The sequence below is a fragment of the Caulobacter sp. 17J65-9 genome, assembly GCF_010975005.1.
GTDB lineage: Bacteria > Pseudomonadota > Alphaproteobacteria > Caulobacterales > Caulobacteraceae > 17J80-11.
Genome location: NZ_JAAIVC010000041.1, coordinates 1 through 25,222 on the forward strand (window position 1 = coordinate 1; position 25,222 = coordinate 25,222).

Here is a 25,222-nt window from a genome sequence, read left to right on the forward strand (position 1 = left end):
GCCCTGGCGTGCGTACCACCAGCGCGGCGTCGACAGGTTCATGCCGGCAGGAGACCCGAAAGCGCGGCGTAGGCGCGGTCGGCCACGTCGGCGCGGCTGTCGGCCAGGCCGCGGGCGCGGGCGGCCCGCGCGCGGGCGTCCTTGGGAGCGTCCAGGTCGTCGGCCCAGGCGTCGCCCAGGCTGACCACGCCGGCCACGGTCTTCAGCGCCCGGGCGGCCTCGAAATCGCGGAACACGGCCGCCCAGTTGTCGACGTAAGGGCCGGACACGAACGGGCAGTCCAGCCGGGCCGGCTCCAGCGGGTTGTGGCCGCCGACGTCGGGAACCAGGCCGCCACCGACGAGCGCGGTGCGCGCCAGCCGGAACCACAGGCCGAGCTCGCCCAGCGTGTCGGCGACATAGACCTGCGCCTCCGCCGCCGGGGGCTCCTGGGCGGCGCGGCGGCGGGTTTCGTAGCCGAGCTCGCGAGCGGCCCCGACGATCTCGGCCCCGCGCACGGGGTGGCGAGGCACGATGACCAGCAGCGGCCGGTCGGGGCGCTGCTTCAGCGCCTTGAAGGCCTTCAGGACGACGTCCTCCTCGCCCGGATGGGTGCTGGCGGCCAGCACGACGGGGCGGTCGCCGATCTCGGCGCGCAGGCGCTCCAGGGCGCCCGGATCGGCGGGCAGGGGCTCACCGGCGTATTTCAGGTTCAGCCGGCCGTCGTCGCGGGCGCCCAGCGCGCTCAGCCGGCGGGCGGCGTCCGCGTCCTGCGGCAGGACCAGGTCGAAGGCGCCCAGCAGCTCGCGCGCGGCCTGCGGGAACAGCGCCCAGTTGCGCTGGCTGGATTCCGACAGCCGGGCCGAGATCAGGGCCAGCCGCGCGCCGCGCGCCTTGGCCCCCAGGATCAGGTTCGGCCAGAGCTCGCTCTCGACAAAGCCCACGACGGTCGGACGCCAGTGGTCCAGGAACCGGTCGGCCACGCCCGAGGCGTCGACCGGGGCGTATTGGTGGATCACGCCGTCGGGCAGGCGCTTGGCCAGCAGTTCGGCCGAGGTGACCGTGCCGGAGGTGACCAGCACCGAGACGTCCGGACGCTCGCGCGCCAGGCGTTCGACCAGGGGCAGGTGCGACAGGCTCTCGCCGACGCTGGCCCCGTGCAGCCACACCAGCGGGCCCTCCGGCCGCGGGCGGCTGGCGTAGCCCAGCCGTTCGGTCAGGCGCGCCGGGTCTTCCTTGCCGCGCCGGGCGCGGTCGCGCAGCACCGCCGAGACCAGCGGCTCGAGCGGGGCCGTCAGGCTCCGATAGGCGCGCAGCGCGACCGTCACGCCGCCAGTTCCTCAGCCCGGTCCGTGACGCGGGTGAGCCGGGCCGACCAGGCGCGGCGCAGCTCGTCCAGGTCGGCGTCGCGCGGGGCGATCACCGGGTCTTCCCAGACCACGACGCCGCGGGAGAACGGCAGCGGCACGACCGAGCGGTCCCAGGTGCCCAGGCGGATGGCCGGGTTGCAGGCGACCCCGAACATCAGCACCGGCGCGCCGGAGGTCTTGGCCAGCATGGCGGCGCCTTCGGCCATCTCCTCGGCCGGGCCGCGCGGCCCGTCCGGCGTGATCGCCACGGCGCCGCCGCCCTTGAGCCAGCGCAGCAACTCGCGGAAGGCCGCGCCGCCGCCCTTGGCCTTGTCCAGCGCCGTCTTCTTAGAGGAGGAACCGCGCACGGCCGGGAACCCCAGCTTTTCCATCGCCCGGGCGAAGAACTCGCCGTCGGGCGACATGGACACCAGGGCGCGGATTTCCTGTCCTCGGGTGTGGTCCCAGACCGCCGGCCCGAGCGCGACCCGGGAATGCCAGAACAGCACGATCACCGGTCCGCCCGCCTCCCACACGCGTTCGACCGCGGCACGGTTCTCGTGGCTCCAGCGGATGGTGGTGAAGCAGAACTTCAGCCAGGAATAGAAGACCCAGGACAGTGCGGCCTGGACCCAGGGGTGACGCATGGGACGCTTCACGACGCGGCGGTCTCCACTGGGGTGTCCAGGCTCTGGCTCTTGGCCAGGCGGGCGTAAAGGCCGCCCTTGCGGGCGAGGGCGGCGTGGGAGCCCTGTTCGACCACGCGACCGGCTTCGATCACGTAAATGCGGTCGGCGTTGCGGACAGTGGACAGGCGGTGGGCGATCAGAAGCGTGGTGCGGCCCTGCATCAGCCGCTCCAGGGCCTCCTGCACGCGCGCCTCGCTCTCGGTGTCGAGCGCGCTGGTGGCCTCGTCGAGCAGCAGGATGGGCGCGTTCTTCAGGAAGGCGCGGGCGATGGCGATGCGCTGGCGCTGGCCGCCGGAGAGGCGCCCGCCGGCCTCGCCGACCGGGGTGTCGTAGCCCTTGGGCAGGGCCTCGATGAATTCGTGCGCGGCGGCCGCCCGGGCCGCCTCGACCACGGCCTCGAACGGCGCTTCGGGGCGCGCGTAGGCGATGTTGGCGCGGATGGTGTCGTCGAACAGGAACGGCTCCTGGGTCACCAGGGCGATCTTGTCGCGCAGCGAGGCCAGCTCGACCCCGCGCACGTCCAGGTCGTTGACCAGCACCCGCCCCGAGACCGCGTCGTAGAAGCGCGGGATCAGGTTCAGCACCGTGCTCTTGCCGCCGCCGGAAGGGCCGACCAGGGCGATGGTCTCGCCGGGCCTAGCCTCCAGGCTGACGCCGCGCAGGATCGGCGCGTCGGCGTGGTAGGCGAAGCCGACGTCTTCGAAGACGACCGAGCAAGGACCGGGCGGCAGGGCCGGGGCGTCGGGCGCGCTGCTGATCTCGGGCTCGACGTCGAGCGCGTCGAACATGCGCCGGGCGGCGGTCAGGCCTTCGGCCAGGACCGTCTGCAGGCTGGCGAGCTGACGCAGCGACTGCGAGGCCATGGCCAGGGCGACCGTGAAGAAGGTGAACTTGCCGGCGGTCATGTGGCCGGCCTGGGCGGCCCAGCCGGCGTAGGCCAGCACGCCCGCGGTGACCACCATCATCAGGGCCTCGGTGACGGGCGCGCTGAAGGCGCGGGCGTCGGCGCCCCTGATGATGTGGGTCTGGCGACGCTCGACCACTTCGCCGACCCGCTGTTCTTCGTAGGCCTCGCGGTTCTCGATCTTGACGATCTTCACCCCGTCGATGCTTTCCATGATCGCGGTCGACAGGTTCGAGGTCTCGGCCATGGCGCCGGCCGCGGCCTTCTTGGTCTGCTTCTGGAAAACCCGGATCACCCAGCCGGCGATCGGGGCGACCACCAGCACCAGGCCCGCCAGCAGGGGGTCCTTGTAGAGCATGGCCCCGATCACCGCGATCAGGGTCAGGGCCTGCTGGGTGTAGTTCACCACGCCGTTGGTGAAGGCCTCGCGGATCAGGTTGGCGTCGTAAAGCACCGAGGAGACGTGTGCCCCGGAGTGGGCGCTGCGCAGGCGCGACAGGTCGGCGCGGACCAGATTGGCGAAAAGCTGGGTCTGCACGACGCCGACGATGCGATGCCCCATCCGGTTGACGATCCGGGCCTGGGTGACCTGGGCGACGGTTCGCGCAAAGGCCAGGCCCATGACGGTGAGCGGGATCACCACGATCGCCCGCGGATTGCGGTCGTCGCCCATGAGTTGGTTCACGGCCGGCTCGAGCACGGTCGCGAGCTTCGCGGTCAGGCCGGCGACCGCGGCCGCGCACAGCAGCGAAAACAGCAGCAGCGGCCAGCGCGGCTTCAGATAGTCGCGCCAGATGCGCCCGATCAGGGGGCGCAAGGTCTCGGAATCTTTCGCCGTCGCGGCGGAGCCAGTCATGTGCGTTCGGTCGGATGCGGCGGCTGCGAAGTCAAGCCGCGCTTTTCAAAGCGGGTTCAGGGCCCTAGGTAGGCCCGGCCGCAGCACGGCCGGAGATGACGATTTGGCGCGTTACGACCTTTCCACGCCGCAGGGGCGGTTCAAGGCCCAGTGGGACTTCATCTGGGGCGACCATGCGTTCCTGCGCGTGGGCTTCCAGAACGCCCACTGGATCGGAAAGGACCTGGTGCGCACCAACCAGCCCTGGCCGTTCCAGCTGAAGCGCTGGGCCGACAAGGGAATCCGGACCGTCCTGAACCTGCGCGGCACCTTCCCCGATGTCGCCTACTACGCGCTCGAAAAGGACGCCTGTGAGCAGTTCGGCCTGAAGATGGTCGATTTCAAGATCGGCTCGCGCGAGGCGCCGTCGCGCCAGCGCATCCTGGGCGCGCGCGACCTGTTCGCGCAGCTGGAGTACCCGGTCTTGATGCACTGCAAGTCCGGCGCGGACCGGGCCGGGATCATGAGCGTGCTGTACCGGCACTTCCATCTCGGCCAGCCGATCGAGGTGGCCATGACCGAGCTCAGCCTCGAGAAGCTGCACGTGAAGCAGGGCAAGACCGGCGTGCTGGACTACGTGTTCAGCCGTTACCTGACCGAGGGCAAGCCGGCCGGCCTGAGCTTCGTCGAGTGGGTCGAGAGCGACGCCTACGATCCGGTCGCGATCAAGAAGGATTTCCACGCCCAGTGGTGGGGGAACCTGATCACCGAAGGGGTGCTGCGCCGCGAATAGGGCGCGGGCCGTCGAGGCCCGTCTTTCATCAGTCGCCGTCGCCGACGTTGTTCGGGTCCTGCGCGCCGCCCTTGGCCTTGGTGGCCAGGACCAGCAGCAGCAGGACCACGAGCAAGCCCGCCATTCCGATCAGAATGATGGTCGTCATGAGCGTTCCCCGGACTCGCCCACGGCAGAGGGTCTCACGGGCGGCTTACGCCCGCAAGGCGAGTCGGAGACCGGCGTTATTCCGAGTCGTGCGTCGGGTCCAGCAGCCGGTGGGCGTGGATCACGAAATAGCGCATCAGCGCGTTGTCGACGGTGGCCTGGGCCTTGGCCTTCCAGGCGCGGCGGGCTTCGTCGTAGGTCGGATAGGCGCCGACGAACTCGACCTTCGACAGGTCGCGGAATTCGGAGCCGGCGACGTCCTTGAGTTCGCCGCCGATGACGATGTGCAGAAGCTGTTTGGAAGGCATGGTTCGCTCGCTGGAGACGCGCCGAGCCGGACCGGCGGACGCGCTATTCGGGCAGGCTGATAGGCGCGCAGCGGGACAAGATCAACGGGTGCACGCCCGGGGCGGCGCAGACCAGGCTGGGCTGGGCCGGCACGGGCTGGTTGAAGCGGAACGGTCGTCCGCGGTGGTCGGTGGTGATCGCGCCGGCTTCTGCGGCGATTAGCGCGCCCGCGGCGACGTCCCAGTCGTGCTTGGGCGACAGGGCGACGGCGGCGTCGAAGGCGCCGGCCGCGACCAGGGCCATGCGGTAGGCGATGGAGTTGCGCTTCTCGAAGCGCATGGCCGGCCACGGATCGGTCCAGATGTCCCGCTCGAACAGCTTGGCGTCGGCCAGCATGGCCGCGTCCTCCAGGCTGTCGGCGTCCGACGCGCGGATCGACTGACCGTTGCGCCGCGCGCCCTGGCCGGCGGCGGCCTCGTAGAGCTCGTCCAGGGCCGGGGCGTAGACCACGGCGGCGACCGGCTGCTCGTCCTCGACCACGGCCAGGGCCACGGTCCACCACGGCTTGTCCTTCATGAAGGCCACGGTGCCGTCGATCGGATCGACCACGAACAGGCGCCGCCGCGAGAGCCGCGCCGGATCGTCGGCGGTCTCCTCCGACAGCCAGCCGTAGTCCGGCCGGGCGGCCAGCAGGATGTCGTGCAGGCGCTTGTCGACGGCGAGGTCGGCGTCGGTCACCGGCGAGCCGCCGGACTTCGACCAGATCTTCAGGCCGCGCTCCCGGTGCTCGCGCGCGATCCGGCCCGCCTCCAGGGCCGCGTCCCGGAGCAGGGCCAGGTCGTCGCTCATCGGCCGGCGATGGCGATCGCGTCGACCATCAGCGACGGCGAATTGGTCGAGCCGCGGAATTCCAGGTCCGAACCCGGGATCAGCCGGCCATAGATGTCGATCAGATTGCCGGCGATGGTGATCTCGGTGACCGGATAGGCTGGCGCGCCGTCCTCGAACCAATATCCCGACACCCCGGCCGACCAGTCGCCGGTGTTGGCGTTCAGCGACGGCCCGAACATGGCGGTGACCAAGAGGCCCGAGCCGGCGTCACGCATGAGGCCGGCCAGGTCGAGCTTTCCGGGCGTGACGTGCAGGTTGTGGGTCGACACCCCCGGCGGTCCGGCCAGGCCGCGCGTGGCGTGGCCGGTCGAGGTCATGCCGAGCTGGGCGGCGGCCGAGCAGTTCAAGAGCCAGGTGGTCAGCACGCCGTCCTCGATGATCGAGCGCTTCTCCACGCGCACGCCCTCGTCGTCGAAGGGGGCGGAGGACAGGCCGCGCGGCCGGAACGGGTCGTCGACGAGCTCGAAGCCGGGGGCGAACACCCGCTGGCCCAGCTTGTCCTTCAGGAAGGAGGTGCCGCGCGCCACGGCCGGGCCGGAGATCGCGCCGATCAGGCCCGACAGCATGCCGGCGGCGATGCGGTTCTCGATGATCACCGGGGCGGTGCAGCTGGCGATCTTGCGCGCGCCCAGGCGAGCCACGGCCCGTTGGCCCGCGTCGCGGCCGATGGCTTCGGCCGAGGGCAGGTCTGCGAGGTTGCGGGCCGTGCGGCCCTCGCCGCCGCGCTCCATGCCGTTCTCGTCGGCGGCGATGACGCTGGCCGATAGGGAGAAGGCGCTGCCCTGGTGCGTGCCTTCGAAGCCGGTCGAGGTGACCAGCCGCCAGGCCCCGGTCGACCAGGACGAGGAGGCCCCGTCCGAATTGCTGACGCCCTGCACCGCGCGCGCGGCGGCCTCGGCGGCCAGGGCGCGTTCTTCCATCTGCTCGGGCGACAGCTCGGTCGCATCGTAGAGGTCGAGGTCCGGGTGAGGGCCGCGCGCCAGCAGCTCTTCCGGCGCCAGGCCGGCGTAGGGATCCTCGGGCGCGAGCTTGGCCATGGCGACGGCCCGCTCGACCAGGCGGCTGCGCGTGGCGGGCGAGAGGTCGGAGGCCGAGACGGTCGCCTGACGGCGGCCGATGAACACCCGAAGGCCCAGGTCGCGGGACTCCTCGCGTTCGACCTCTTCCAGTTCGCCGAGCCGGGTGGTGACCGACAGCGCCTGGCGTTCGGAGACCACGGCCTCGGCGGCGTCGGCGCCGGCCTTGCGCGCGGCGGCGATCACCTCGTGAAGGAGGGCGGAATGTTCTTCGGACATAGGGCGACGGATATGACCGACCCCCGGTCTGCGGGCAAGCCGGGCCGTCAGCCCATGCCGTAGAACAGCAGGCAGACCGCGGCCATCAGCCAGGCGATCCAGGTCAGGATCATGCCGACGCTGCGGCCCATCGAGGTGCCGGCGCTCAGGCTCAGGCCGACGCCGTGCGCCACCCGGCCGAAGAACAGGATCGCGCCCACGACGTGGACGATGGCCGGGTGCGCGCCGGCCAGGGCCAGGATGGCCAGGGCGGCCAGGCCGGCGGGGATGTACTCGCTGGCGTTGCCGAAGGCGCGCAGCGCGCGGACCAGCTCGGGCACGCCGTCGTCGCCGACCGCGACGCGGTGGCGGCGGCGCTGGCGCGTGACGAGCACCGACAGGACCAGCAGCACCAGCAGGTTCAGCCCGGCCCACAACGCAGCCGCACCGCCCGCCGGGATCAAGACGTCCATCGCCGACCTCAAGTCACCAAACGGGCGCATAAGGCCAAGCTTCGGACGCCGCCGCAAGGCGACTCCAGCCTAGAACTTGATGAGGCCCTGCTCGTCGGCGCGTTGCAGGGCTTCGCGGCCTTCCTGCTGGACCTGGGGCAGCCACCGGCTCAGCGCCGCGCAGCGGTCGGCCGGCGGCTTGGGCCGGTCGGACCAGGCCAGCTGCAGGGTGTCGGCCAGATAGTCGCCGATCGCCTCCTGGCGCATCTGCTCGCCGCCGCCCTTGGCCAGCGAGCTCATGGTGGCCAGCTCCAGCGCCGCCACCGCGCCGGCTTGCAGCACCTCGGTCCTGGGCAGGCCGCAGGCGTACGAGTCCGCGATCGCCACCGACCACTTCGACACCGCGGTGTCGACCTGCTGCTGGGAAGGACGCCCGGCGAAGGCGACGCCGGTCTTCCCGTGCGAGGCGGCGGTGGCGTAGTGCACCTGCGGCAGGTCGCCGGGGGTGTAGGCGCAGGCGCCGAGCGCCAGCGCGAGGACCATCGCCCCCGTGGGGCCGGGGCGGCGAGGAGCGGTCATGAGCGTCGGCCTCCGTCCGGCGAACGCCCCGATAACTCCGCGCTCGCCGCCCGGCTCCCGAGGTGAGCTGGAAATCGTCAGCCGGCCGGGGCGGGCGCGACCTCCGCGGCGACCGGCTGGTCCAGCTTCTTGCGCAGTTGCAGACGCAGCAGGCCGACGCTCAGCAGGGCCTGCGCGAACACCGAGGCGACCGACAGCTTCCAGAAGGTCTCCAGCGGCACGCCCGGCTGGTGGGTCAGCCACAGGGCCGGCGCCACGAAGGTGATCAGGCGGCTGGCGCTGGCGAAGAAGGCCGGCCGGGTGTCGCCCAGCGCCTGGAACATGCCCGAGCAGGTGAACATCAGCCCCGTCGCCACGAAGTTCCACGAGGCGATGCGCAGGTAGGTGGCGGCGACCGCGGCGGCCTGCGGCTCCTGCACGAACGGGCTGACCAGCAGGTCCGGGCGGATCTGGCACAGCAGGGTCAGGCCCACCATGATCACGCCACCGATCAGGGCCGACTGGCGGAAGGTCTCGCGTACGCGCGCGGCCTGGCGGGCGCCGAAGTTCTGGCCGGCGATCGGGGCGGCGGCGAAGGCCACGGCCATGGCCGGCAGGAAGATCGACTGCATCACCCGGCTGCCGACGCCGAAGCCGGCCTGGGCGTGGGCGCCATAGTCACGGATCACCGCGTAGACCACGCTGGCGATCACGGCCATCAGCAGGAACTCGCCGCCGGACGGCAGGCCGATGCCCAGGATCCGGCCCCAGGTCTTGAGCTGCGGCTTGATCTCCGCGCGCTCGAGCTTCAGGCGCGACTGCATGCGGGTGAACAGCAGCAGGGTGACGATCAGCGCGGCGGCGACCGCGATGGTGCTGGCCAGGCCGGCGCCGGCCACGCCCATCGGACGGCCGGTGCCCCAGCCGGCGATCAGCACCGGGGCGAGGACGGCGTTCACCACCACCGAGCCGGTCTGGATCATCATCGGCGGACCCGCCACGCCCGCTGCGCGCAGCGCCGTACCCAGCGCGGCCATTGGGAACATCAGGGCCAGCGACGGCAGGAAGAACGTCAGGTAGCTGCGGCCGGCCGCGACCGTTTCCGCGTCCGCGCCCAGCGCGCCCAGCGCGATCGGGCCCACGGTGTAGCCCAGCACCAGCACGAGCAGGCTGGTGCAGAGCGACATTCCGATCGTCTGGTTGAACACCCGCCCGGCGTCGGCGTCGTCCTTGCGGCCGAGCGCCTGGGAGATCAGGGCCAGCGCGCCGACCGCGATGGTCTGGCTCAAGGCCATCACCACCATCCAGGCCGGGCCGGCCGTGCTGACGCCCGCGATGGCGTGCTCGCCGAGGTGGGAGACGAAGTAGAGATCGACCAGGAAGTACAGCGTCTGCACGATCATGCCGACGCCGATGAACGCCGCCATGCCGAGCAGGTGGCGGGTGATGGAGCCTTGGGTCAGGTCACGCATGGACAGGCCGCCCCCCGCGGCCGAACAGGACAAGTCGGGCGGGACGGTGCGCCTGCGCCGTCCCACGCGCAAGGCTCAGCTCACTTCCAGATTGGCTTTCCATCGCCGGGCAGGCCGAGGCTGGACCAGATGTCGCTGACCCGGTCGATCACGGCCTGATCCATGCGGATCTCCTCGCCCCATTCGCGCTTGGTCTCGGGCGGCCACTTGTCGGTGGCGTCCAGGCCGATCTTCGAGCCGAGGCCGGACTCCGGCGAGGCGAAGTCGAGATAGTCGATGGGCGTGCTTTCGATGACCGTGATGTCCCGCGCCGGGTCCATCTTGGTCGACACCGCCCACATCACGTCCTTCCAGTCGCGGGCGTTGATGTCGTCGTCCACGACGATCACCCACTTGGTGTACATGAACTGGCGCAGGTAGCTCCAAACGCCCAGCATCACGCGCTTGGCGTGGCCGGGGTAGGCCTTCTTCATCGACACCACGGCGATGCGGTAGCTGCAGCCCTCGGGCGGCAGCCAGAAGTCGGTGATCTCCGGGAACTGCTGGCGGATCAGCGGGATGAACACCTCGTTGAGCGCCTCGCCCAGCACCGAGGGCTCGTCCGGCGGACGCCCGGTGAAGGTGGTCAGATAGATCGGGTCCCGGCGCATGGTGATCGCGGTGACCTGGAAGACCGGAAACTTCTCGACCGAGTTGTAGTAGCCGGTGTGGTCGCCGTACGGGCCTTCGTCCTCGTACTCGTCCAGCAGGACGCGGCCCTCCAGCACGATCTCGGCCTGGGCCGGCACCATCAGCGGCACGGTCTTGGCCGGGACCAGGTCGACCTTGGCCCCGCGCAGCAGGCCGGCGAACTGGTACTCGGACAAGGTGTCGGGCACCGGCGTGACGGCGGCCAGGATGGTGCCCGGATCGGCGCCCAGCACGGCGCAGGCGGGCAGGGGCTCGCGGCGCCCTTCCTTCTTCCAGCGGCCGTAGTGCTGGGCCCCGCCGCGGTGGGCCAGCCAGCGCATGATGCAGCGGTCCTTGCCCAGCACCTGCATGCGGTAGATGCCGAGGTTGAAGTCGTCCTCGCGCGCGTCGGACGGGCCCTTGGTGACCACCAGCGGCCAGGTGATCAGCGGGGCCGGCTCGCCCGGCCAGCAGGTCTGGATCGGCAGCTTGGTGAGGTCGATGTCGTCGCCCTTGAGCACGACCTCCTGCACCGGGGCCTTCTTGACCACGTTGGGCCGCATCGACAGCACGTTCTGCAGGGTCGGCAGCATGTCCAGCGCGCCCTTCAGCCCGCGCGGCGGCTCCGGCTGGCGCAGGAAGGCCAGCAGTTCGCCGACCTCGCGCAGGTCGGCGCCGGTGGTGCGCTCCTTGTCCTGGAGGGTGACGCCCATGGCCACGCGCTTGACCGTGCCGAACAGGTTGGCGAGCGCCGGGATCGGCGAGATCTCGCCGTCGGCGCGCACCGGCTTCTCGAACAGCACGGCCGGGCCGCCGGTCGCCAGCAGGCGGGTCTGGATCTCGGTCATTTCGAGCACGGTGGAGACGGGCTCCTTCACCCGCACCAGCTCGCCCTCGGCCTCCAGCCTGGCCATGAACTCACGCAAAGACCGGTAGGCCGCCGCCATCGGACACTCCATTCGCCGCGCCGAAGCTCTAGTGCGCGGGCTTGCGACTGTCACGCTTCCGACGTGAAGCTCGGCTATTGCCGCGCCGTGGCGTGAGCGTGCGGAGGCGTTCGTGGACGAGCTGGTGCTGGAATTCGAGGGGGCCGACGCCTCCACCCGAGAGTCCCTGACCACGCTCTGGAATCGCGCCTACGACGGCTACTACGTCCCGCTGAGCTTCAAGCCTGAGCAGCTGGACCGCCACGTTCGCCGCGCCGGGATCAACCTCGGGCTTTCCCGGGTGGGCCGGATCGAGGGGCTCACCTTCGGCCTGTCGCTGGCGGCGGTGTTGGGCGAGCAGGCCTGGATCGGCGGCTTCGGGATCGCGCCGGAGTTCCGCCGCAAGGGCCTGGCTGGGCGGCTGATCCAGGCCCAGTGCGAGGCGCTGGACGCGGCCGGGGTGAAGCGCACGCGCCTGGAGGTGATCGACTTCAACCCCGCGCGCCGCGTCTACGAGGCGGCCGGCTTCACCGCGCAACGCGAGCTGCTGCTGCTGGAGGGGCGCTCGCCGGACGGCGGCGAGGCGGGCTGCGCGCTCAGCTTCGACGAGGTGGTGCAGGCGCACGGGGCGGCCCACGACCCGGCTCCGCCGACCTGGCGGCGCGGCCTTCCCAGCCTGGTGAAGACCCTGATGGAGGAGCGCGCGGTGATCGTCGGCGTGAAGCGCGGCGACGACGTCGCCGCCTTCGCCGTCTGCGTGCCCGAGCTGTCGCGCGTGGTGCTGATCGACGCCGCCGCGGCCGACCTGCGCGCCGGCGAGGCGCTGCTGTCGGCGCTGGGCGCACGCTGGCCGCACACGCCGCTGCGCCTGGTCGACGAACCGGGCGAAGGCCCGATCGCCAAGGCCTGGACCGCCGCCGGCTTCGAGGTCCCGCTGAGGCAGGTGGAGATGGTGCGTCGCGCGGTTTAAGCCGCGTCGGCTTCCAGCCAGTCCCAGACCTCCGCCCACACGCCCTGGCCGGCGGCGCGGAAGGCGCCGTCGTGGCCCAGGCGCTTGGCGCGATAGTCGCGCGGGCGGCGCTCGATCAGCTCGGTCGGAGCGTTGGGGAAGAGCTCGAGGATGTCGCGTGCCGCCGCCGGGGTGGCGATCGGGTCGTCGGCGAAGGTCCAGGAGCGGATCGGCGCGGTGACCGCCCCGAACCGGTGCCAGCCGAAGCGCCGGTCCAGCTCGCCAGCGAAGTAGCGGCTCTGGTGCGACCAGCGCCGCCAGGTGGTGAACACGCCGCGCGGCAGGGCGGTGCCGCCCCAGATTCCGCCAGCCGGGATGTAGCCTTTGGTCGCCAGGCAGGCCGGACCGTAGCCCCACCAGAACAGCACCTCGCGCGGCCGGTGGCTCAGGTGGTGGCGCGGACCGTAGCCGGAGCCGACCGCCACGAAGGCGTGGCGCGAAATCCGCTCGTGGTTGCGCATGAAGCCGACGAACTGGCCGCCGGCGCTGTGGCCGACGTGGACGATGCGCCGGCCGGGCGCGGCTTCCGCCAGCGCGTCCAGCGCCGCGGGCATGTCGAGTCGGCCCCAGTCGGTGTAGTCCATCGAGAAGCGCTTCAGGTCGTCCGGCGCCGAGCCGCCGACGCCGCGGCAGTCGAACACCAGAACCGCGCAGCCCCGCGCCGCCCAGGCCTTGGCGAAGCGCAGGTAGAACTCCTTGGGATAGCCGGTCGCCGGCGTGATCAGCGCGGCCAGCGTCGGCTGCACCGGCGCGATCAGCACGCCGGCCAGCGGGTGGCCGTCGTCGGCGGCGAACTGGATCGGGCGGACCGTGACGTCTTCGGCTCGGGCGTTCGTTTCCATTCGAAACGCTCTACCACGGCGCCCTTGCGTCAACGCAACCCTCGGCTAGGAGGAAGGCCCAGTTCGAGGAGTCGGGGATGTCGGAACAGGACGGCGCGGCGCGGCGGCGCGCCACCTTCGTGGGCCTGAGCGCGGTGGCCATGTGGTCGACGCTCGCCCTGCTGACCACGGTGTCGGGCAAGACGCCGCCGTTCCTGCTGAACGCCCTGTGCTTCGGCCTGGCCGGCGTGCTGTCGCTGGGCATGTTGATCGCGCGGGGCCGCAGCCTGCGGGTGCTGGCCCAGCCGTGGAAGGTCTGGGCGCTGGGGGTAGGCGGCCTGTTCGGCTACCATTTCCTGTACTTCACCGCCCTGAAGAGCGCCCCGCCGGTGGCGGCCAACCTGCTGAACTACCTGTGGCCGCTCTTGATCGTGCTGCTGTCGGGCCTGCTGCCGGGCGAGAAGCTGAAGGCGCACCACGTGGCCGGCGCGGCGCTGGGCTTCGCCGGCGCGGCGGCGGTGGTGGTGGGCGCCGGCGCGTCGCTCTCCGGCGGCGCCGTGCCCGGCTATCTGGCGGCGCTGGGCGCGGCCTTCACCTGGGCGGTCTATTCGGTGCTGTCGCGGCGCATGACCATGGTGCCGACCGACGCGGTCGCCGGCTTCTGCCTCGGCACGGCGGCGCTGAGCCTGGTCTGCCACCTGATCTTCGAGCAGACGGTGTGGCCACAAGGCGCCGGCCAGTGGCTGGCGGTCGTGGCCATGGGCCTGTTCCCGGTCGGGGCGGCCTTCTTCGTCTGGGATCACGGGGTGAAGCGTGGCGACATCCAGGTGCTGGGCGCCGCCGCCTACGCCACGCCCCTGCTGTCGACCCTGCTGCTGCTCCTGGCCGGCAAGGGCCGCGCGACGCCGGCCGTGGCCTTCGCCTGCGTGGCCGTGACCGCCGGCGCGGTGCTGGCGGCCAAGGACATGCTGTTCAAGCGCGAGGCCGCTTAGCTTTTCACCAGAGCGGGCCCAACTCCGACATATGACAGAAGCTGTCCGGCAGGGTCGGTTCCGCTCCGGTCGAGAAGGCCATGCGTCCGACCTTCCATCGGCCGGTCCACTGGCTGCTAGCGTAGTCGACGGTCAGCCACAGGTCGGCGCCAGAGGCGTCGACCCCTTTCCAGAGGCCGCGCGCCGTGAACTGGTCGCCGGCGATCACAAGCCTGCGCAACTCCATCTCCGCACCCGCGACGGCGGCGATCGCCCGCGGCGATTTTTGCGCCCTGATTACGGACCCGTCGGGCCAGCGCACGTGGACCTTGCCGTAGGTGAGCCGGTCCAGTGTGCGGTTGTCTCCTTGAGCCAACGCTTTGCGAAATTTCGTGGTGAGCCGGTCGGCGTCGGCGGTCATGGCCTCGACCTGGGCCTGAGGCATCTCCTCAGGCTTAAGGCATCGCGCCTGCGCCGCGGCGGCGTTGGATACTGCGTTGCCGATCACGGCGGGCATGACCTGGGCGTTCACCGTCGTGGCGGCGACGCAGCCGAGTATGAGACCGAAGACGAAAGATCGCACGAAAGCCCCCTTGATGTGCGAGGCTTACTAACGCGGTGGTTGAGCGTTTCGCAATCCCCGCGTTCCCCACGAGTCTTCGGGCTCAGGCGCGATCGCGTTCCCGGGCCGCGACCATCCGCTTCGGCGCGCGTAGCCGCCAGCTGCGTTCGATCAGGCCGCGCAGGTCGTCCGCCCTGGCCGCCGGCAGCCGGGCCAGGACGCACGGGTAGTCGCGGTAGTGGCCGGTGAAGTGGAAGACGTCCGGGCGGCTCTCGATCAGGGCCTCGCGTTCGTCGAAGCCTGTGTCCTGCAGCACCACGGTCTCGCCGTCCTCGCGCAGGCGGACCAGCAGCTTGCCGCCGACCTTCAGCGCCGGCGTGCCGTAGGAGGTCCCGTCCTCGACGCCGGGCAGGGCGCGGGCCAGGGCGCGGACCTCCTCCCAGGTCATCAGTAGGTCAGCGCAAGGCCGTCCTTGCGCATCTCCGAGGCCGCGCCATAGGCCTCCGGGCCTTTGAGGATGGCCTGATAGCCGCCGAAGCCGCCGTCCGAAGGGCCCAACTTCCAGCCCATGTCGGCCAGCGCCTTGCGGGTCGCCTCCGGCACGCCGGTCTCCAGGTGCAGCACGCCCACGCCCTCGGCTGGTTCGCCGGTCGGCTCGGACGAGCCCTCGTGGTGCCAGCGCGGGGAGTCGCCCGCCTCCTGAACGCCCAGGCCGTAGTCGACCATGTTGGCGATGATCTGGGCCTGGCCTTGCGGCTGCATGTCCCCGCCCATCACCCCGAACGACAGCCAGGGCTGGTCGCCCTTGGTGGCGAAGCCCGGGATGATGGTGTGGAACGGCCGCTTGCCGGGCGCGTAGCTGTTCGGCCGGCCCGGCTTCACGTCGAACAGTTCGCCGCGGTCCTGGAACATGAATCCCAGGCCGTCCGGCACCAGGCCTGAGCCCATGCCGCGGTAGTTCGACTGGATGAAGGACACCATCATCCCGTCGGAGTCCGAGGTTGTGAAATAGGTGGTGTCGCCCTTCGACGGGGCGTCGCCCGGGAACACGCGGTCCATCACCCGATCCGGGCGGATCAGCTTCGCCCGTTCCTTGGCGTAGTCCTTGGAGATCAGCTGCTCGATCGGGGTCTTGGAGAAGTCCTGGTCGGCGAACCAGCGGGCGCGGTCCTCGAAGGCCAGGCGCTTGGCTTCGGCCTGGTGGTGCAGCGAGGCGGCCGACTGGAAGCCCATCGACTTCAGGTCGAACTGCTCCATGACGTTGAGCATCTGCAGGGTCGACAGGCCCTGTGTGTTCGGCGCCAGGCCCCAGACGTCGACGCCTCGGTAGTTGGAGACCAGCGGCTTGGTCCATTCCGAATGGTGGGCGGCCAGGTCGGCCTTGGTCATCCAGCCGCCGACCCGCTTGAAGTAGCGCTCGATGACGTCGGCGATCTCGCCCTGGTAGAAGGCGTCGCGCCCGCCCTTGGCGATCAGGCGCAGCGTGCGGGCCAGGTCGGGGTTTTTGAACACCTCGCCTTCGCGCGGCGTGCGGCCGTTCGGGGCGTAGGTCTTCAGCGCGTTCTGGACTTCCTCCACGCCGGCGCCTGGCGCGGTGAAGCGCTTCATGTTGCCGTCCATGTACCAGGCGATGGTCTGCGGCACCGGCGCGCCCTGTTCGGCGAGCGCGGCGGCCGGCTCCAGCACCTCGGCCCAGGACAGCTTTCCGTAGCGCTGGTGCAGCGTCCACCAGGCGTCGACCGCGCCCGGCACGCTGACCGAGACCGCGCCGTAGGAGGGGATGTGGCCGTCCTTGGCGCGCGCCTGCACGGTCGCCGCCGACAGGCCGCGCGGGCTGCGGCCCGAGCCGTTCAGGCCCACGACGGTCTTCAGCTTGGGATCCCACAGCATGACGAAGGCGTCGCCGCCCACGCCGTTGGCGGTCGGCTCCAGGAAGCCCAGCGCCGCGTTCGCCGCGATCGCCGCGTCGACGGCCGAGCCGCCCCGGCGCAGGGTGTCGATCGCGATCATGGTCGCCATCGGGTGGGCGGTGGCCGCCGCGCCGTGCGTCCCCCACACCGCCGAGCGGCCGGCGAAGCTGGCGCCCGCGATGCGGTCGCCCGGATAGACGCCGGGATAGACGGTCGGCGCGGCGTTCGCGGCGGCGGACGCCAGGGCGGAAGCCGGCAGGGCCAGCATGAAGGAACGGCGACGCATGTCAGCCCCCGGTTACAGAACGTTCGTCCCGTATTGAGGGGCAAGCGTCGCCGTGGGGCAACCCTTGCTTGAGACCCGCGGTCAGTGCTGGACGGGAATGCGCAGCGCCTGACCCGGGTAGATCTTGTTCGGATCCGACAGCATCGGCCGGTTGGCCTCGAAGATGGCCTGGTACTTGTTGGCCGATCCGTAGAACTGCTGGGCGATGGCCGACAGGGTGTCGCCGGGCTTCACCGTATAGAACTGGCTTTCCGGCTCGATGCGCGGCGGCGGGGCGGCGGCTGCGCCGGCCTGCGGGTTGGTCTGCGGCACGGCGGTGCGGACCTGGGCGGCGGTCGGCGCGGCGATGCGGATGTCGTCGTCGACCTTTTCCACGCCCTTCACGTTGCCGACGATCAGGATCGCCTTCTCGCGCTCGGCCTGGCTGTCGGCTACTCCCTTGATGGTGACCGTCTCGCCCTTGACCTTCAGGTCGAGGTTCTGGAGCGTGACGCCGTGCTTCTGCAGCGCCTGGGTCAGATCCTTCTCGTCCGGTCCGCCAATGCCGATGGCGTGGCGCAGGCTCTCGCCGGCGTCGCGTGCGAAGTTGAACAGTCCCATCTGCGTCTCCGATCGATACTGAAGCTGGCGGCGGGCGAGGGCTGGCCGCCCGCGCGGAAGGCGGCCCTATGACGGTTCGGGACCACGGATCGTTCCCTGTTACGGTTCTGGGCGCGACCAGCCTGGTCGGCCGCTTCGCCCTGCCGCGCCTGACCATGGCGAGCCGGCGGGTGGCGGCGGTGAGCCGGCGGCCAGGCGAGGCTCGGCCGGGCGTCCACTGGATCGGCGTCGACCTTGAGGGACCGGACCTTTCCGTCGTGCCGGAAGCCCGCGAGGTGCTCAGCCTGTCGCCGATCTGGCTGCTGTCGCCGCGCGTGCTCGAGGCGCTGCGCGAGCGCGGCATGACCCGCCTGGTCGCCTTCTCGTCGACCAGCCGCTTCACCAAGGAGAGGTCGCCCGACCCGGCGGAGCGCGCCGTCGCCGCCCGGCTGGCCGAGGGCGAGGCGAGGGTGGAGGCGTTCTGCTCGACGTCCGGCGTCGCCTGGACGGTCCTGCGCCCGACCCTGATCTACGCCGAGGGGCTGGACCGCAACGTCAGCCGCCTGGCGGGCCTGGCGCGGCGGTTCGGCGTGCTGCCCCTGTCCGGGCGGGGGCAGGGGCTGCGCCAACCGGTCCACGCCGACGACCTGGCGGGCGCGGCGGTGGAGGCGCTGGGCCGGGAAGCGGCGTTCGGGCGGGTCTACGACCTGCCGGGCGGCGAGACCCTGAGCTATCGGGCGATGGTGGAGCGGGTGTTCGCGGGCCTGGGCCGCGCGCCGCGGATACTCAGCGTGCCGAAGCCCGTTTGGCGGGCCGGCCTGGCTTTGGCCGCGCCGCTGCTGCCCGGCGTCGGCGCGGCGATGGGCGAGCGGATGGACCAGGACCTGGCCTTCGACGGCGCGGCGGCCGCGCGCGACCTGGGCTGGTCGCCGCGTGCGTTCCGGCCGCGCTTCGACGCGCCTTAGTCGTCCTTCTTCGGATCCTTGCCGGTCTTGCCGGCGTCGGTGCGCCGCTTGCCGGCCCGCAGCATCAGCAGGGCCAGCAGGCCCTCCTTCTTGCGTTCGTCGTCCTTGCCCTTGGCCATGGTGGTGTCCCTCAGCGTGGGGGGACGATGACGCGGCGAAGCTCCGACGGCAAGGGTTGGGCGAACGCGGTTAGGTCAGTCCTGGTCTTCGCGTTCGTGCGCGTCCAGCGCCTTGCGGGCGCGCTGGCGCTCGGCCTCGTCGACCGCGCGGTCGGCCTTGGTGCGGCCGTGCTTGGCGCGGTTCTCGACCGCGCGCGCCTTGTCGGCGTCGCGGGCCTTGGCTTTGCGCGCCTTGTTGAGGTTGACGATTTCGCCCACCGGTCAGCCTCCGTCGTTTGAAAAGCGCCCCGCCCGGGCGGATCGGCGATGCGGACGATATCGGCGCATCCGGGCGCCTTGGGCAAGCGCCGCCTGCCGGAATGGGGCTGGAACGGGGGCCGTGCGGCCGCCGTTCTCCCGCGGAGACCACCGGCGGGTCCGGATCGCGTCGCGCGCGCGTCCGGGGCCGTGTCAGTAGAGGAGTACCGCCGTGGCCGACACCAGCTCCATCCGTGAACACATGGAGGTCATCGCCTCCGACGGCGGCCATGTCGGCCGCGTGGACCACATCCTGGGGACCGAGATCGAGCTCGCCCGCTTCGACTTCGGGGCGGGCCTGAAGCACCACATGATCCCCACCAGCTGGGTCGATCGCGTGGACGACGCGGTGCACCTGAACGTGACCCGCGAGGAAGCCAAGGCCAGCTGGCACGCGAAGCACTGACATGACCGCAGACATCTTCGCCATCCGCGAGCACATGGAAGTCATCGGCAAGGACGGCCGCCACGTCGGCGAGGTCGATCACGTGCTCGACCGCGACATCAAGCTGACCCGCCGGGATTCCGAGGCGATCGACGGCAAGCACCACCTGATCCCCCTCGACTGGGTGGAACGGGTCGCGCCCAACGAGCGCAAGGTGTTCCTCAGCTGCACCCAGGCCGAAGCCGAGCAGCGCTGGCGCCCCGTCCAGTAAGGGGCCGGCTTACGCCGAATTAATCGCCCGCCGGCTCGACAGCCGGGCGGTTCTGAAGCACGGCTTGGACAAGGTTCGAGCTTCGGAGACCGTCCGTGCGCTTTCTGATGAACGTCGTCTGGTTCATTCTCGGCGGCTGGATTTCCGGCCTGCTGTGGCTGCTGGGCGGCTTGCTGCTGGCCATCACCGTGGTCGGCCTGCCGTACACCGCCGCCGCCTGGCGCATCGCCGGCTTCGCCGCCTGGCCGTTCGGGCGGGAGATCGTCTCGCGCGACCTGCACACCGGCCAGGAGGACCTGGGCACCGGACCGGTCGGCTGCGTGCTGAACGTGCTCTGGTTCGTGCTGGGCGGCTGGTACATCGCCCTGTCCCACCTGCTGATCGCCGTCGCCGAGTTCGTCTCGATCATCGGCATCCCCTTCGCCCTGAAGGACCTGGAGCTGGCCGGCGTGGCCCTGGCCCCGATCGGCAAGGTGGTGGTCGACAAGCGCTAGGCTGCGTTCTTGCCGGTGAGTACAGCGTTTGAGGACGGCCGACGGGGCCGCGCGCGCCGCTTGGCGCTGGCGTGGGGCGTGGCGCTCGCCGTCCACGCCCTGGCGATCTCGGGCATGCTCCTGACGATCAAGCGCCCGTCCGGGTCGACGGAAGAGGCGATCTCGGTCGAGCTGGTGACCTGGCCGCAGACGCGGTCGAGCGCTCGCGAGCCCGAACCGAGCGGGCGCGGTCCGCGGCTCCATCGAAGCGAGGCGAGCCACGACGGGTCGGCGCCGGAGGCCGCGGGCGCGCCCGACGGGCCTGCTTCGGTGCAGCCGGACGTCGCGGCTGGACCGGAGCCGTTCCGGCTACGGCAGCGGCGGGTGTTCTGCGATCAATTGACTGACGGCGGCCTGGCTCGTGGTCCAGCCGCCTGCGTCGAGCGGTGGGCGTCCAGCCGCGCCTACCCGGAGCTGGCCGGCGTCCCGGGCGAACTGCGCCTGCGCTGGGACGCCGAGGTCCGCCGCCGCGACGCCCCGATGGGCAAGACCATCGTTCCCTGCGATCGCGACATGGCCGGCTCGAACCTGGGGCTAGGCTGCCTGCCGTCCTCGGACTGATCGGGCGGATACGAAAAGGCCCGCCGGATCGCTCCGGCGGGCCCTTATTTCAGGCGATCTGCGGCCGGATCATTCCGGCGCGATCATCTTTTCCGGACGGACGACCGCGTCGAACTCCTCGTTCGTCACATAGCCGCCGCCGACGGCCTCTTCGCGCAGGGTGGTGCCGTTCTTGTGCGCGGTCTTGGCGATCTTGGCGGCGTTGTCGTAGCCGATCTTCGGGGCCAGCGCGGTGACCAGCATCAGCGAGCGCTCCAGGCCCGACTGGATGTTGTCCAGGCGCGGCTCGATGCCGACCACGCAGTTCTCGGCGAAGCTGACCGAGGCGTCGGCCACCAGGCGCACCGACTGCAGGAAGTTGTAGGCCATCACCGGGTTGAAGACGTTCAGCTCGAAGTGGCCCTGCGAGCCGGCGAAGGTGATCGCGGCGTTGTTGCCGAACACTTGCACGCAGACCTGGGTCAGGGCTTCGGACTGGGTCGGGTTGACCTTGCCCGGCATGATCGAGGAGCCCGGCTCGTTCTCCGGCAGGGAGAGCTCGCCCAGACCCGCGCGCGGGCCCGAGCCCAGGAAGCGGATGTCGTTGGCGATCTTGAACAGCGAGGCGGCGACCGTGTTGATCGCGCCGTGGCTGAACACCATGGCGTCGTGGGCGGCCAGGGCCTCGAACTTGTTCGGGGCGGTCTTGAACGGCAGGCCGGTGATGCCGGCGATCTTCTCGGCGACCATCTCGGCGAAGCCTACGGGTGCGTTCAGGCCGGTGCCGACGGCGGTGCCGCCCTGGGCCAGCTCCATCAGCCGCGGCAGGGTCTGCTCGATGCGCTCGATGCCCAGTTGCACCTGCATGGCGTAGCCCGAGAACTCCTGGCCCAGCGTCAGCGGGGTGGCGTCCTGGGTGTGGGTGCGGCCGATCTTGATGATGTGCGCCCAGGCCTTGGCCTTGTCGTCCAGCGCCTTGTGCAGGATGCGCAGCGCCGGCAGCAGCCGGTTCACGATCTCTTCGGCGCAGGCCACGTGCATGGCCGTCGGGAAGGTGTCGTTCGACGACTGGCTCATGTTGACGTGGTCGTTCGGGTGGACGGGCTTCTTGGAGCCCATCTCGCCGCCCAGGATCTCGATCGCGCGGTTCGAGATCACCTCGTTGGCGTTCATGTTCGACTGGGTGCCCGAGCCGGTCTGCCAGACCACCAGCGGGAAGTGCGGGGTCAGGCGGCCTTCGATCACTTCATTGGCGGCCTGCACGACGGCGGCGCCGATCTTCGGATCGAGGCGACCCAGCGCCATGTTGGTCTCGGCGGCGGCGCGCTTGACGACGCCCAGGGCGCGGACGATCGGCTCCGGCTGCTTTTCCCAGCCGATCTTGAAGTTGCCGAGGCTGCGCTGAGCCTGGGCGCCCCAGTACTTGTCGGAGGCGACCTCCAGCGGTCCGAAGGTGTCGGTCTCGGTGCGGGTCGTGCGCGGCGACATGGGGAGGGCCTCGGCTTGCGGTTGTTCGACGGGCGCGCGGTTTAGCACGCGACGGCGGCCGAACAAGGCGGAGAGGAAGCGGAACATGGCGATCCGTGGTGGCGGCGGGTTCAGCGACCACTTAAAGGTTCGCCCTCGCTTGTGACTAGGAGCTTCGCCTGATGAGCGCGGAAGGCTCCGCCTCCGACTGGATCGCCTGGGGCAAGGTGCGCGCCCGCGAGGAGGGCGGCGGCCTTGAGATGGTGGTCGACGGCCTGACCACCCAGGCCAAATACTACAAGCCCCTGATCTACGAGTTCTTCCGCAAGGCGTGGCGCGGCTCGCGCCCGGCCTGGGGCGAGTTCTCGGTCGAGATCTACATGGAATACGTCGGCGAGCCGCCGTGGCTGGACCTCGACAACCTGGCCAAGGCCTTGCTGGATTCGATCAAGGGCTACGCCTTCCACGACGACGCCCAGGTCGGCCGCCTGCTGGTCGAGCGCCGGCCGGGCGAGCGCGAGCGAATCCTGATCCGGGTCTCGCGGCGGGCCTGAGTGCGCCGGGCTCTAAGGTCGGTCGAACCGCATCAGCGGCAGCATCATGCGCAGTTCGCCGCCGACGAAGGTCTGGGGCTCGGAGGGCGGGGCCATGTCCTGCTCGTCCTCGCGCTGCACCACGCAGGCCTTCACCGCCTGGGCCAGGATCATGAAGTCGGCCGATTTCGGCAGGGACTCCAGCACGCAGGCGTCGAAGAACGGGTAGCGGTCCTTCTCGCCGCATCCGAACGAGCTGCGGTCGGCGCGCGCGGCGGTCAGGACCATGCGGTTGGGGCCGGACAGCGGCGGCACGAACACGCCCGAGAAGCAGGCCGAGATGATCGCCACGGTCGGCCGTGAGCCGCAGGCCTCGGTCAGCATGCGGTTCAGCGTCTTGGGGGTGAGGGTGTCGTTCGGGCCGTACACCGCGCCGGCGGGCGAGCCGTGCGAGCTGATGTAGAACAGGCAGCCGCCCGTGGCCTTGCGGGCCGTCTCGGCGAAGCCGGCGGCGACCTGGTCGGGCGTGGTGACGGGGGAATTGGACGGCCGCAGCGAATATTCGCGCAGGTTCTCGGCCGAGAAGCCGGCCTTCAGCAGGGCGGCGCCGACGTCGCGGCGGACGTTCTCGAAGGCCTCGGTCGACTGGCCCTCGTGGGCGCGCCAGTCGCCGGCGATGACGACCGCGGCCCAATCCCGGAACGGACCGCCCGAATCGGCCGCCAGGGCGGTCGATTGCGCGAACGCCCATCCGAACAGCGCCAGCACGCAAGCCAGAAGCGATCGCCGCATGGGCTCCTCCCTGCGGCGGTCAGCATAGGCTCGAACGGCGACGCTTTTGAAGCCCCGAAGAACGTCGTTCTCCGACGTTCGGGGTCATTTCTTGCGGAAGTGATCCAGCGACACGACCTTGGGCGCGCTCTCGTCGGAGGCGGCTTCAGTGGCGTGCTCGGGCGCGGCGCTGGGCTGCACCGCCTCGGCGGGTTCCGGCTCCGGCGCCTCGAACTGCAGCAGGAACTGCACGCTCGGGTCATAGAAGCGGCTGACGGCGGTGTAGGGCGCCGACAGTCGGCGCGGCTGGCCGCCGAATTTCAGGGTGACCGAGAAGAAGGTCTCGCCCGGGGCCAGGTCCCAGTACTGGTGCTGGAGGACGATGGTCATCTCGTCCGGGTACTTGGCGATGATCTCCGGGGGTACGGTGACGCCCGGAGCCTGGGTCTTGAAGGTGATGTAGAAATGATGCTGGCCCGGCAGCCCTTCGGGCGCGGCCGCGCGCTTCAGCGCCGCCTTCACGACGCCGCGCAGGGCTTCCTGCGCCAGCGCGTCATAGCGCATCTCGTCCTTCGGAAACCCGTCTTGGTCCATCTACGCCTCGTCCGCCCAGTCCGCGGGAAACTAACGCCTCGGCTCTCTACGGCAAAGCCGCTCGCCCAAGGCGCGACCGAGACCCGCAAGCATACATCAAATGAACGCGCCGCGCTCGCCCAAGGAGGGTGAACGAGCGATGAAATTCTTGTCGTGAGGGAGAGGGGCCGACTTCCCGCGGATTGCGCTCCGGAGGCGGCGAAAGTGGGGGAGTTCTGTTGCCAGGCCTCCCCCGAGCCCCGCCTGAGGATCTGAACCCCCAGGGCTTTAGGTCGAACTCACCGGCGCCGCATTACGCAGCGACAGCGAACTCTTCAGCGAAGTTATCGTTCGCAGTTAGTAAATGACCCGAAACGGTGGGTCAGGCCGAGAGAAAGCAACGCCTTTACACGTCCGTCGATGCTGATCGGCCCCATGCTTTCCCGCCGATAACGCGGAGGAAGGTAATGGTGGAGCCGCCGGGAATCGCACCCGGGTCCGGTCCGCTTATTTCGCGCGCGTTTATCCCCATAGTCCGGTCGAAACCGGACAGGTCGAATATAGGGACGCGATCGGCGAAGCGGAAGACCCTGTGGCGCGATCAGCCCTTCGCGCCGCTCGACCCGAGGCTGCGCTGCATGTCCTGGTTCATCAGCTGGTTGTCCAGATCGATGCGGTCCCACTCGGCCTTGGTCTTGCAGATCTTCGCGGTCCGCTTGGCCAGGCGCGTGCCCGTCTTCTTGTCGGTCTTGCAGATGATCTTGTCCGGATCCGTGCCGGTCGAGCTCGCGGCGCTCGAGGTGGCGGCGGCGCCGGTGCTGGTGGCGGCGGGGGCGTCCGCGGCGGCCGCGGAAAACGCCAGCGACGACGCGAGAAGCGCGGCGGCGGACAACAGACGGACGCTCAATTTACCCTCCAACAGTCGGCGTATATGATCGATCTTCACGTTATGCGGGTAATAACGTTCTGTGAAGGGCGTTTAGTCGCAAAGTCTGGGCCAGTCGGGGGTCTGGTTGCGCAGCCAGGTGAGCTGGCGTTTGGCGTACCGGCGGGTCTCCTGCCGACCCAGCGCCGCCGCGTCCTCCAGCGAAAGCTCGCCGGAGAGATGACGGCCCAGTTCGCGCAGGCCCACCGCCTTCATCGCCGGCAGGTTCGGATCCAGGCCGCGGGCCAGCAGGGCGCGCGCCTCCTCCAGCGCGCCTTGCGCCAGCATGGCGTCGAAGCGGGCGTCGCAGCGGGCGTAGAGCACGTCGCGCGGCGGCTCGATCACCAGCGCCTCATAGCCGCCGGCCGCGAGGCGGGGGCGGGTGTCCGCCTGCCAGTCGCTGAGCGCGCGCCCGGTGGCGGCGTGCACCTCGAAGGCGCGGGCCAACCGCTGGCGGTCGCCCGGCGCGATGCGGGCGG

General features: G+C 70.6%; 31 protein-coding genes and 1 other RNA gene. 9 read left to right on the top strand and 23 right to left on the bottom strand.

The window, feature by feature from the left end; translation table 11 throughout:
* Window positions 1–38: 38 nt before the first annotated feature.
* The 3 genes from G3573_RS08655 to G3573_RS08665 are packed head-to-tail and all read right to left on the bottom strand — an operon-like array spanning window position 39 to window position 3,777.
* Complete coding sequence (locus G3573_RS08655) at window positions 39–1,307, bottom strand: glycosyltransferase N-terminal domain-containing protein (protein WP_163260689.1); 1,269 nt, start codon at window positions 1,305–1,307, stop codon at window positions 39–41.
* A complete protein-coding gene (locus G3573_RS08660; protein ID WP_163260690.1) occupies window positions 1,304–1,975 on the bottom strand; it encodes a lysophospholipid acyltransferase family protein in 672 nt (223 codons plus the stop codon). Before G3573_RS08660 ends, G3573_RS08655 begins: the two co-directional genes overlap by 4 nt.
* Window positions 1,976–1,983: 8 nt before the next feature.
* Entirely contained in the window at window positions 1,984–3,777 is a 1,794-nt protein-coding gene (locus G3573_RS08665) for an ABC transporter ATP-binding protein (RefSeq protein WP_163260691.1), read from the bottom strand.
* Between the two features lie 103 nt (window positions 3,778–3,880).
* Between G3573_RS08665 and G3573_RS08670 the strand changes: the two genes are divergently transcribed.
* Window positions 3,881–4,549 carry a protein tyrosine phosphatase gene (locus G3573_RS08670; RefSeq protein ID WP_163260692.1) on the top strand — a complete coding sequence of 223 codons (669 nt, stop codon included), beginning with the start codon at window positions 3,881–3,883 and terminating at the stop codon, window positions 4,547–4,549.
* Window positions 4,550–4,773: 224 nt separating this feature from the next.
* Here G3573_RS08670 and G3573_RS08675 read toward each other — a convergent pair whose 3' ends face one another.
* From G3573_RS08675 to G3573_RS08705, 7 genes are all read right to left on the bottom strand, one after another.
* Window positions 4,774–5,004 (bottom strand): DUF4170 domain-containing protein, encoded by a 231-nt coding sequence (locus G3573_RS08675; protein WP_163260693.1) that lies wholly within the window; start codon window positions 5,002–5,004, stop codon window positions 4,774–4,776.
* Window positions 5,005–5,047: 43 nt separating this feature from the next.
* Window positions 5,048–5,833, bottom strand: a complete 786-nt coding sequence (locus G3573_RS08680) for a 3'(2'),5'-bisphosphate nucleotidase CysQ (RefSeq protein WP_163260694.1) — start codon at window positions 5,831–5,833, stop codon at window positions 5,048–5,050.
* Window positions 5,830–7,170: a TldD/PmbA family protein gene (locus G3573_RS08685; protein WP_163260695.1), complete on the bottom strand. Its 1,341-nt coding sequence runs from the start codon at window positions 7,168–7,170 to the stop codon at window positions 5,830–5,832. The genes G3573_RS08680 and G3573_RS08685 overlap by 4 nt, the downstream gene beginning before the upstream one ends.
* A 47-nt stretch (window positions 7,171–7,217) precedes the next feature.
* Window positions 7,218–7,622: an MAPEG family protein gene (locus G3573_RS08690; RefSeq protein WP_163260696.1), complete on the bottom strand. Its 405-nt coding sequence runs from the start codon at window positions 7,620–7,622 to the stop codon at window positions 7,218–7,220.
* 69 nt (window positions 7,623–7,691) lie between these two features.
* Entirely contained in the window at window positions 7,692–8,180 is a 489-nt protein-coding gene (locus tag G3573_RS08695) for a hypothetical protein (RefSeq protein WP_163260697.1), read from the bottom strand.
* A 77-nt stretch (window positions 8,181–8,257) separates the two neighbouring features.
* The gene (locus G3573_RS08700) at window positions 8,258–9,631 is read right to left on the bottom strand and encodes an MATE family efflux transporter (RefSeq protein WP_163260698.1); all 1,374 of its coding nucleotides are present in this window, start codon (window positions 9,629–9,631) and stop codon (window positions 8,258–8,260) included.
* A gap of 80 nt (window positions 9,632–9,711) precedes the next feature.
* Window positions 9,712–11,247: a UbiD family decarboxylase gene (locus G3573_RS08705; RefSeq protein WP_163260699.1), complete on the bottom strand. Its 1,536-nt coding sequence runs from the start codon at window positions 11,245–11,247 to the stop codon at window positions 9,712–9,714.
* 112 nt (window positions 11,248–11,359) lie between these two features.
* Between G3573_RS08705 and G3573_RS08710 the strand changes: the two genes are divergently transcribed.
* Entirely contained in the window at window positions 11,360–12,196 is an 837-nt protein-coding gene (locus tag G3573_RS08710) for a GNAT family N-acetyltransferase (RefSeq protein WP_163260700.1), read from the top strand.
* On the opposite strand, the gene G3573_RS08715 is transcribed toward G3573_RS08710, so the two are convergent.
* The gene (locus G3573_RS08715; protein ID WP_163260701.1) at window positions 12,193–13,077 is read right to left on the bottom strand and encodes an alpha/beta hydrolase; all 885 of its coding nucleotides are present in this window, start codon (window positions 13,075–13,077) and stop codon (window positions 12,193–12,195) included. The two genes, G3573_RS08710 and G3573_RS08715, sit on opposite strands and share 4 nt — an antisense overlap.
* A gap of 77 nt (window positions 13,078–13,154) precedes the next feature.
* Here G3573_RS08715 and G3573_RS08720 point away from each other — a divergent pair, with 77 nt between their 5' ends.
* Complete coding sequence (locus G3573_RS08720) at window positions 13,155–14,048, top strand: DMT family transporter (RefSeq protein WP_163260702.1); 894 nt, start codon at window positions 13,155–13,157, stop codon at window positions 14,046–14,048.
* A gap of 4 nt (window positions 14,049–14,052) precedes the next feature.
* On the opposite strand, the gene G3573_RS08725 is transcribed toward G3573_RS08720, so the two are convergent.
* The 4 genes from G3573_RS08725 to G3573_RS08740 form a co-directional block, all read right to left on the bottom strand.
* Window positions 14,053–14,610 (bottom strand): hypothetical protein, encoded by a 558-nt coding sequence (locus tag G3573_RS08725; RefSeq protein WP_163260703.1) that lies wholly within the window; start codon window positions 14,608–14,610, stop codon window positions 14,053–14,055.
* Window positions 14,611–14,692: 82 nt separating this feature from the next.
* Complete coding sequence (locus G3573_RS08730; RefSeq protein ID WP_163260704.1) at window positions 14,693–15,037, bottom strand: MmcQ/YjbR family DNA-binding protein; 345 nt, start codon at window positions 15,035–15,037, stop codon at window positions 14,693–14,695.
* On the bottom strand, window positions 15,037–16,785 hold the full coding sequence (ggt, locus tag G3573_RS08735; RefSeq protein ID WP_163260705.1) for a gamma-glutamyltransferase: 1,749 nt from the start codon (window positions 16,783–16,785) through the stop codon (window positions 15,037–15,039). Before ggt ends, G3573_RS08730 begins: the two co-directional genes overlap by 1 nt.
* Window positions 16,786–16,866: 81 nt before the next feature.
* Window positions 16,867–17,385 carry a LysM and BON domain-containing protein gene (locus tag G3573_RS08740; protein WP_163260706.1) on the bottom strand — a complete coding sequence of 173 codons (519 nt, stop codon included), beginning with the start codon at window positions 17,383–17,385 and terminating at the stop codon, window positions 16,867–16,869.
* Between the two features lie 68 nt (window positions 17,386–17,453).
* Here G3573_RS08740 and G3573_RS08745 point away from each other — a divergent pair, with 68 nt between their 5' ends.
* Window positions 17,454–18,329, top strand: coding sequence for an NAD-dependent epimerase/dehydratase family protein (locus tag G3573_RS08745; protein WP_163260707.1), 876 nt, complete (start codon window positions 17,454–17,456; stop codon window positions 18,327–18,329).
* On the opposite strand, the gene G3573_RS22435 is transcribed toward G3573_RS08745, so the two are convergent.
* Window positions 18,326–18,448: a hypothetical protein gene (locus G3573_RS22435; RefSeq protein WP_276208704.1), complete on the bottom strand. Its 123-nt coding sequence runs from the start codon at window positions 18,446–18,448 to the stop codon at window positions 18,326–18,328. The two genes, G3573_RS08745 and G3573_RS22435, sit on opposite strands and share 4 nt — an antisense overlap.
* Before the next feature lie 75 nt (window positions 18,449–18,523).
* Window positions 18,524–18,706 (bottom strand): DUF4169 family protein, encoded by a 183-nt coding sequence (locus G3573_RS08750; protein WP_163260708.1) that lies wholly within the window; start codon window positions 18,704–18,706, stop codon window positions 18,524–18,526.
* A gap of 211 nt (window positions 18,707–18,917) precedes the next feature.
* Here G3573_RS08750 and G3573_RS08755 point away from each other — a divergent pair, with 211 nt between their 5' ends.
* From G3573_RS08755 to G3573_RS08770, 4 genes are all read left to right on the top strand, one after another.
* Window positions 18,918–19,151: a DUF2171 domain-containing protein gene (locus tag G3573_RS08755; RefSeq protein ID WP_163260709.1), complete on the top strand. Its 234-nt coding sequence runs from the start codon at window positions 18,918–18,920 to the stop codon at window positions 19,149–19,151.
* Window position 19,152: 1 nt separating this feature from the next.
* Window positions 19,153–19,401, top strand: a complete 249-nt coding sequence (locus G3573_RS08760; protein ID WP_163260710.1) for a DUF2171 domain-containing protein — start codon at window positions 19,153–19,155, stop codon at window positions 19,399–19,401.
* A 107-nt stretch (window positions 19,402–19,508) separates the two neighbouring features.
* Window positions 19,509–19,895 (top strand): YccF domain-containing protein, encoded by a 387-nt coding sequence (locus tag G3573_RS08765; protein ID WP_163260716.1) that lies wholly within the window; start codon window positions 19,509–19,511, stop codon window positions 19,893–19,895.
* Between the two features lie 78 nt (window positions 19,896–19,973).
* Window positions 19,974–20,495 carry a hypothetical protein gene (locus G3573_RS08770; RefSeq protein WP_163260711.1) on the top strand — a complete coding sequence of 174 codons (522 nt, stop codon included), beginning with the start codon at window positions 19,974–19,976 and terminating at the stop codon, window positions 20,493–20,495.
* Window positions 20,496–20,564: 69 nt separating this feature from the next.
* On the opposite strand, the gene fumC is transcribed toward G3573_RS08770, so the two are convergent.
* Window positions 20,565–21,962 carry a class II fumarate hydratase gene (gene fumC, locus G3573_RS08775; protein ID WP_163260712.1) on the bottom strand — a complete coding sequence of 466 codons (1,398 nt, stop codon included), beginning with the start codon at window positions 21,960–21,962 and terminating at the stop codon, window positions 20,565–20,567.
* Between the two features lie 161 nt (window positions 21,963–22,123).
* Here fumC and G3573_RS08780 point away from each other — a divergent pair, with 161 nt between their 5' ends.
* Window positions 22,124–22,495 (top strand): RusA family crossover junction endodeoxyribonuclease, encoded by a 372-nt coding sequence (locus G3573_RS08780; protein ID WP_163260713.1) that lies wholly within the window; start codon window positions 22,124–22,126, stop codon window positions 22,493–22,495.
* Between the two features lie 12 nt (window positions 22,496–22,507).
* Here the strand turns inward: G3573_RS08780 and G3573_RS08785 are convergent, their stop codons facing one another.
* From G3573_RS08785 to G3573_RS08805, 5 genes are all read right to left on the bottom strand, one after another.
* A complete protein-coding gene (locus G3573_RS08785; RefSeq protein ID WP_163260714.1) occupies window positions 22,508–23,266 on the bottom strand; it encodes a C13 family peptidase in 759 nt (252 codons plus the stop codon).
* An 84-nt stretch (window positions 23,267–23,350) separates the two neighbouring features.
* Window positions 23,351–23,839, bottom strand: coding sequence for a ClpXP protease specificity-enhancing factor SspB (locus G3573_RS08790; RefSeq protein ID WP_240454599.1), 489 nt, complete (start codon window positions 23,837–23,839; stop codon window positions 23,351–23,353).
* Window positions 23,840–24,042: 203 nt separating this feature from the next.
* Window positions 24,043–24,408, bottom strand: a transfer-messenger RNA (tmRNA) gene (gene ssrA / locus G3573_RS08795).
* An 11-nt stretch (window positions 24,409–24,419) separates the two neighbouring features.
* A complete protein-coding gene (locus G3573_RS08800; protein WP_163260715.1) occupies window positions 24,420–24,725 on the bottom strand; it encodes a hypothetical protein in 306 nt (101 codons plus the stop codon).
* A gap of 72 nt (window positions 24,726–24,797) precedes the next feature.
* On the bottom strand, window positions 24,798–25,222 hold a 425-nt coding region (locus tag G3573_RS08805), incomplete at its 5' end, for a tRNA dimethylallyltransferase (protein ID WP_276208705.1).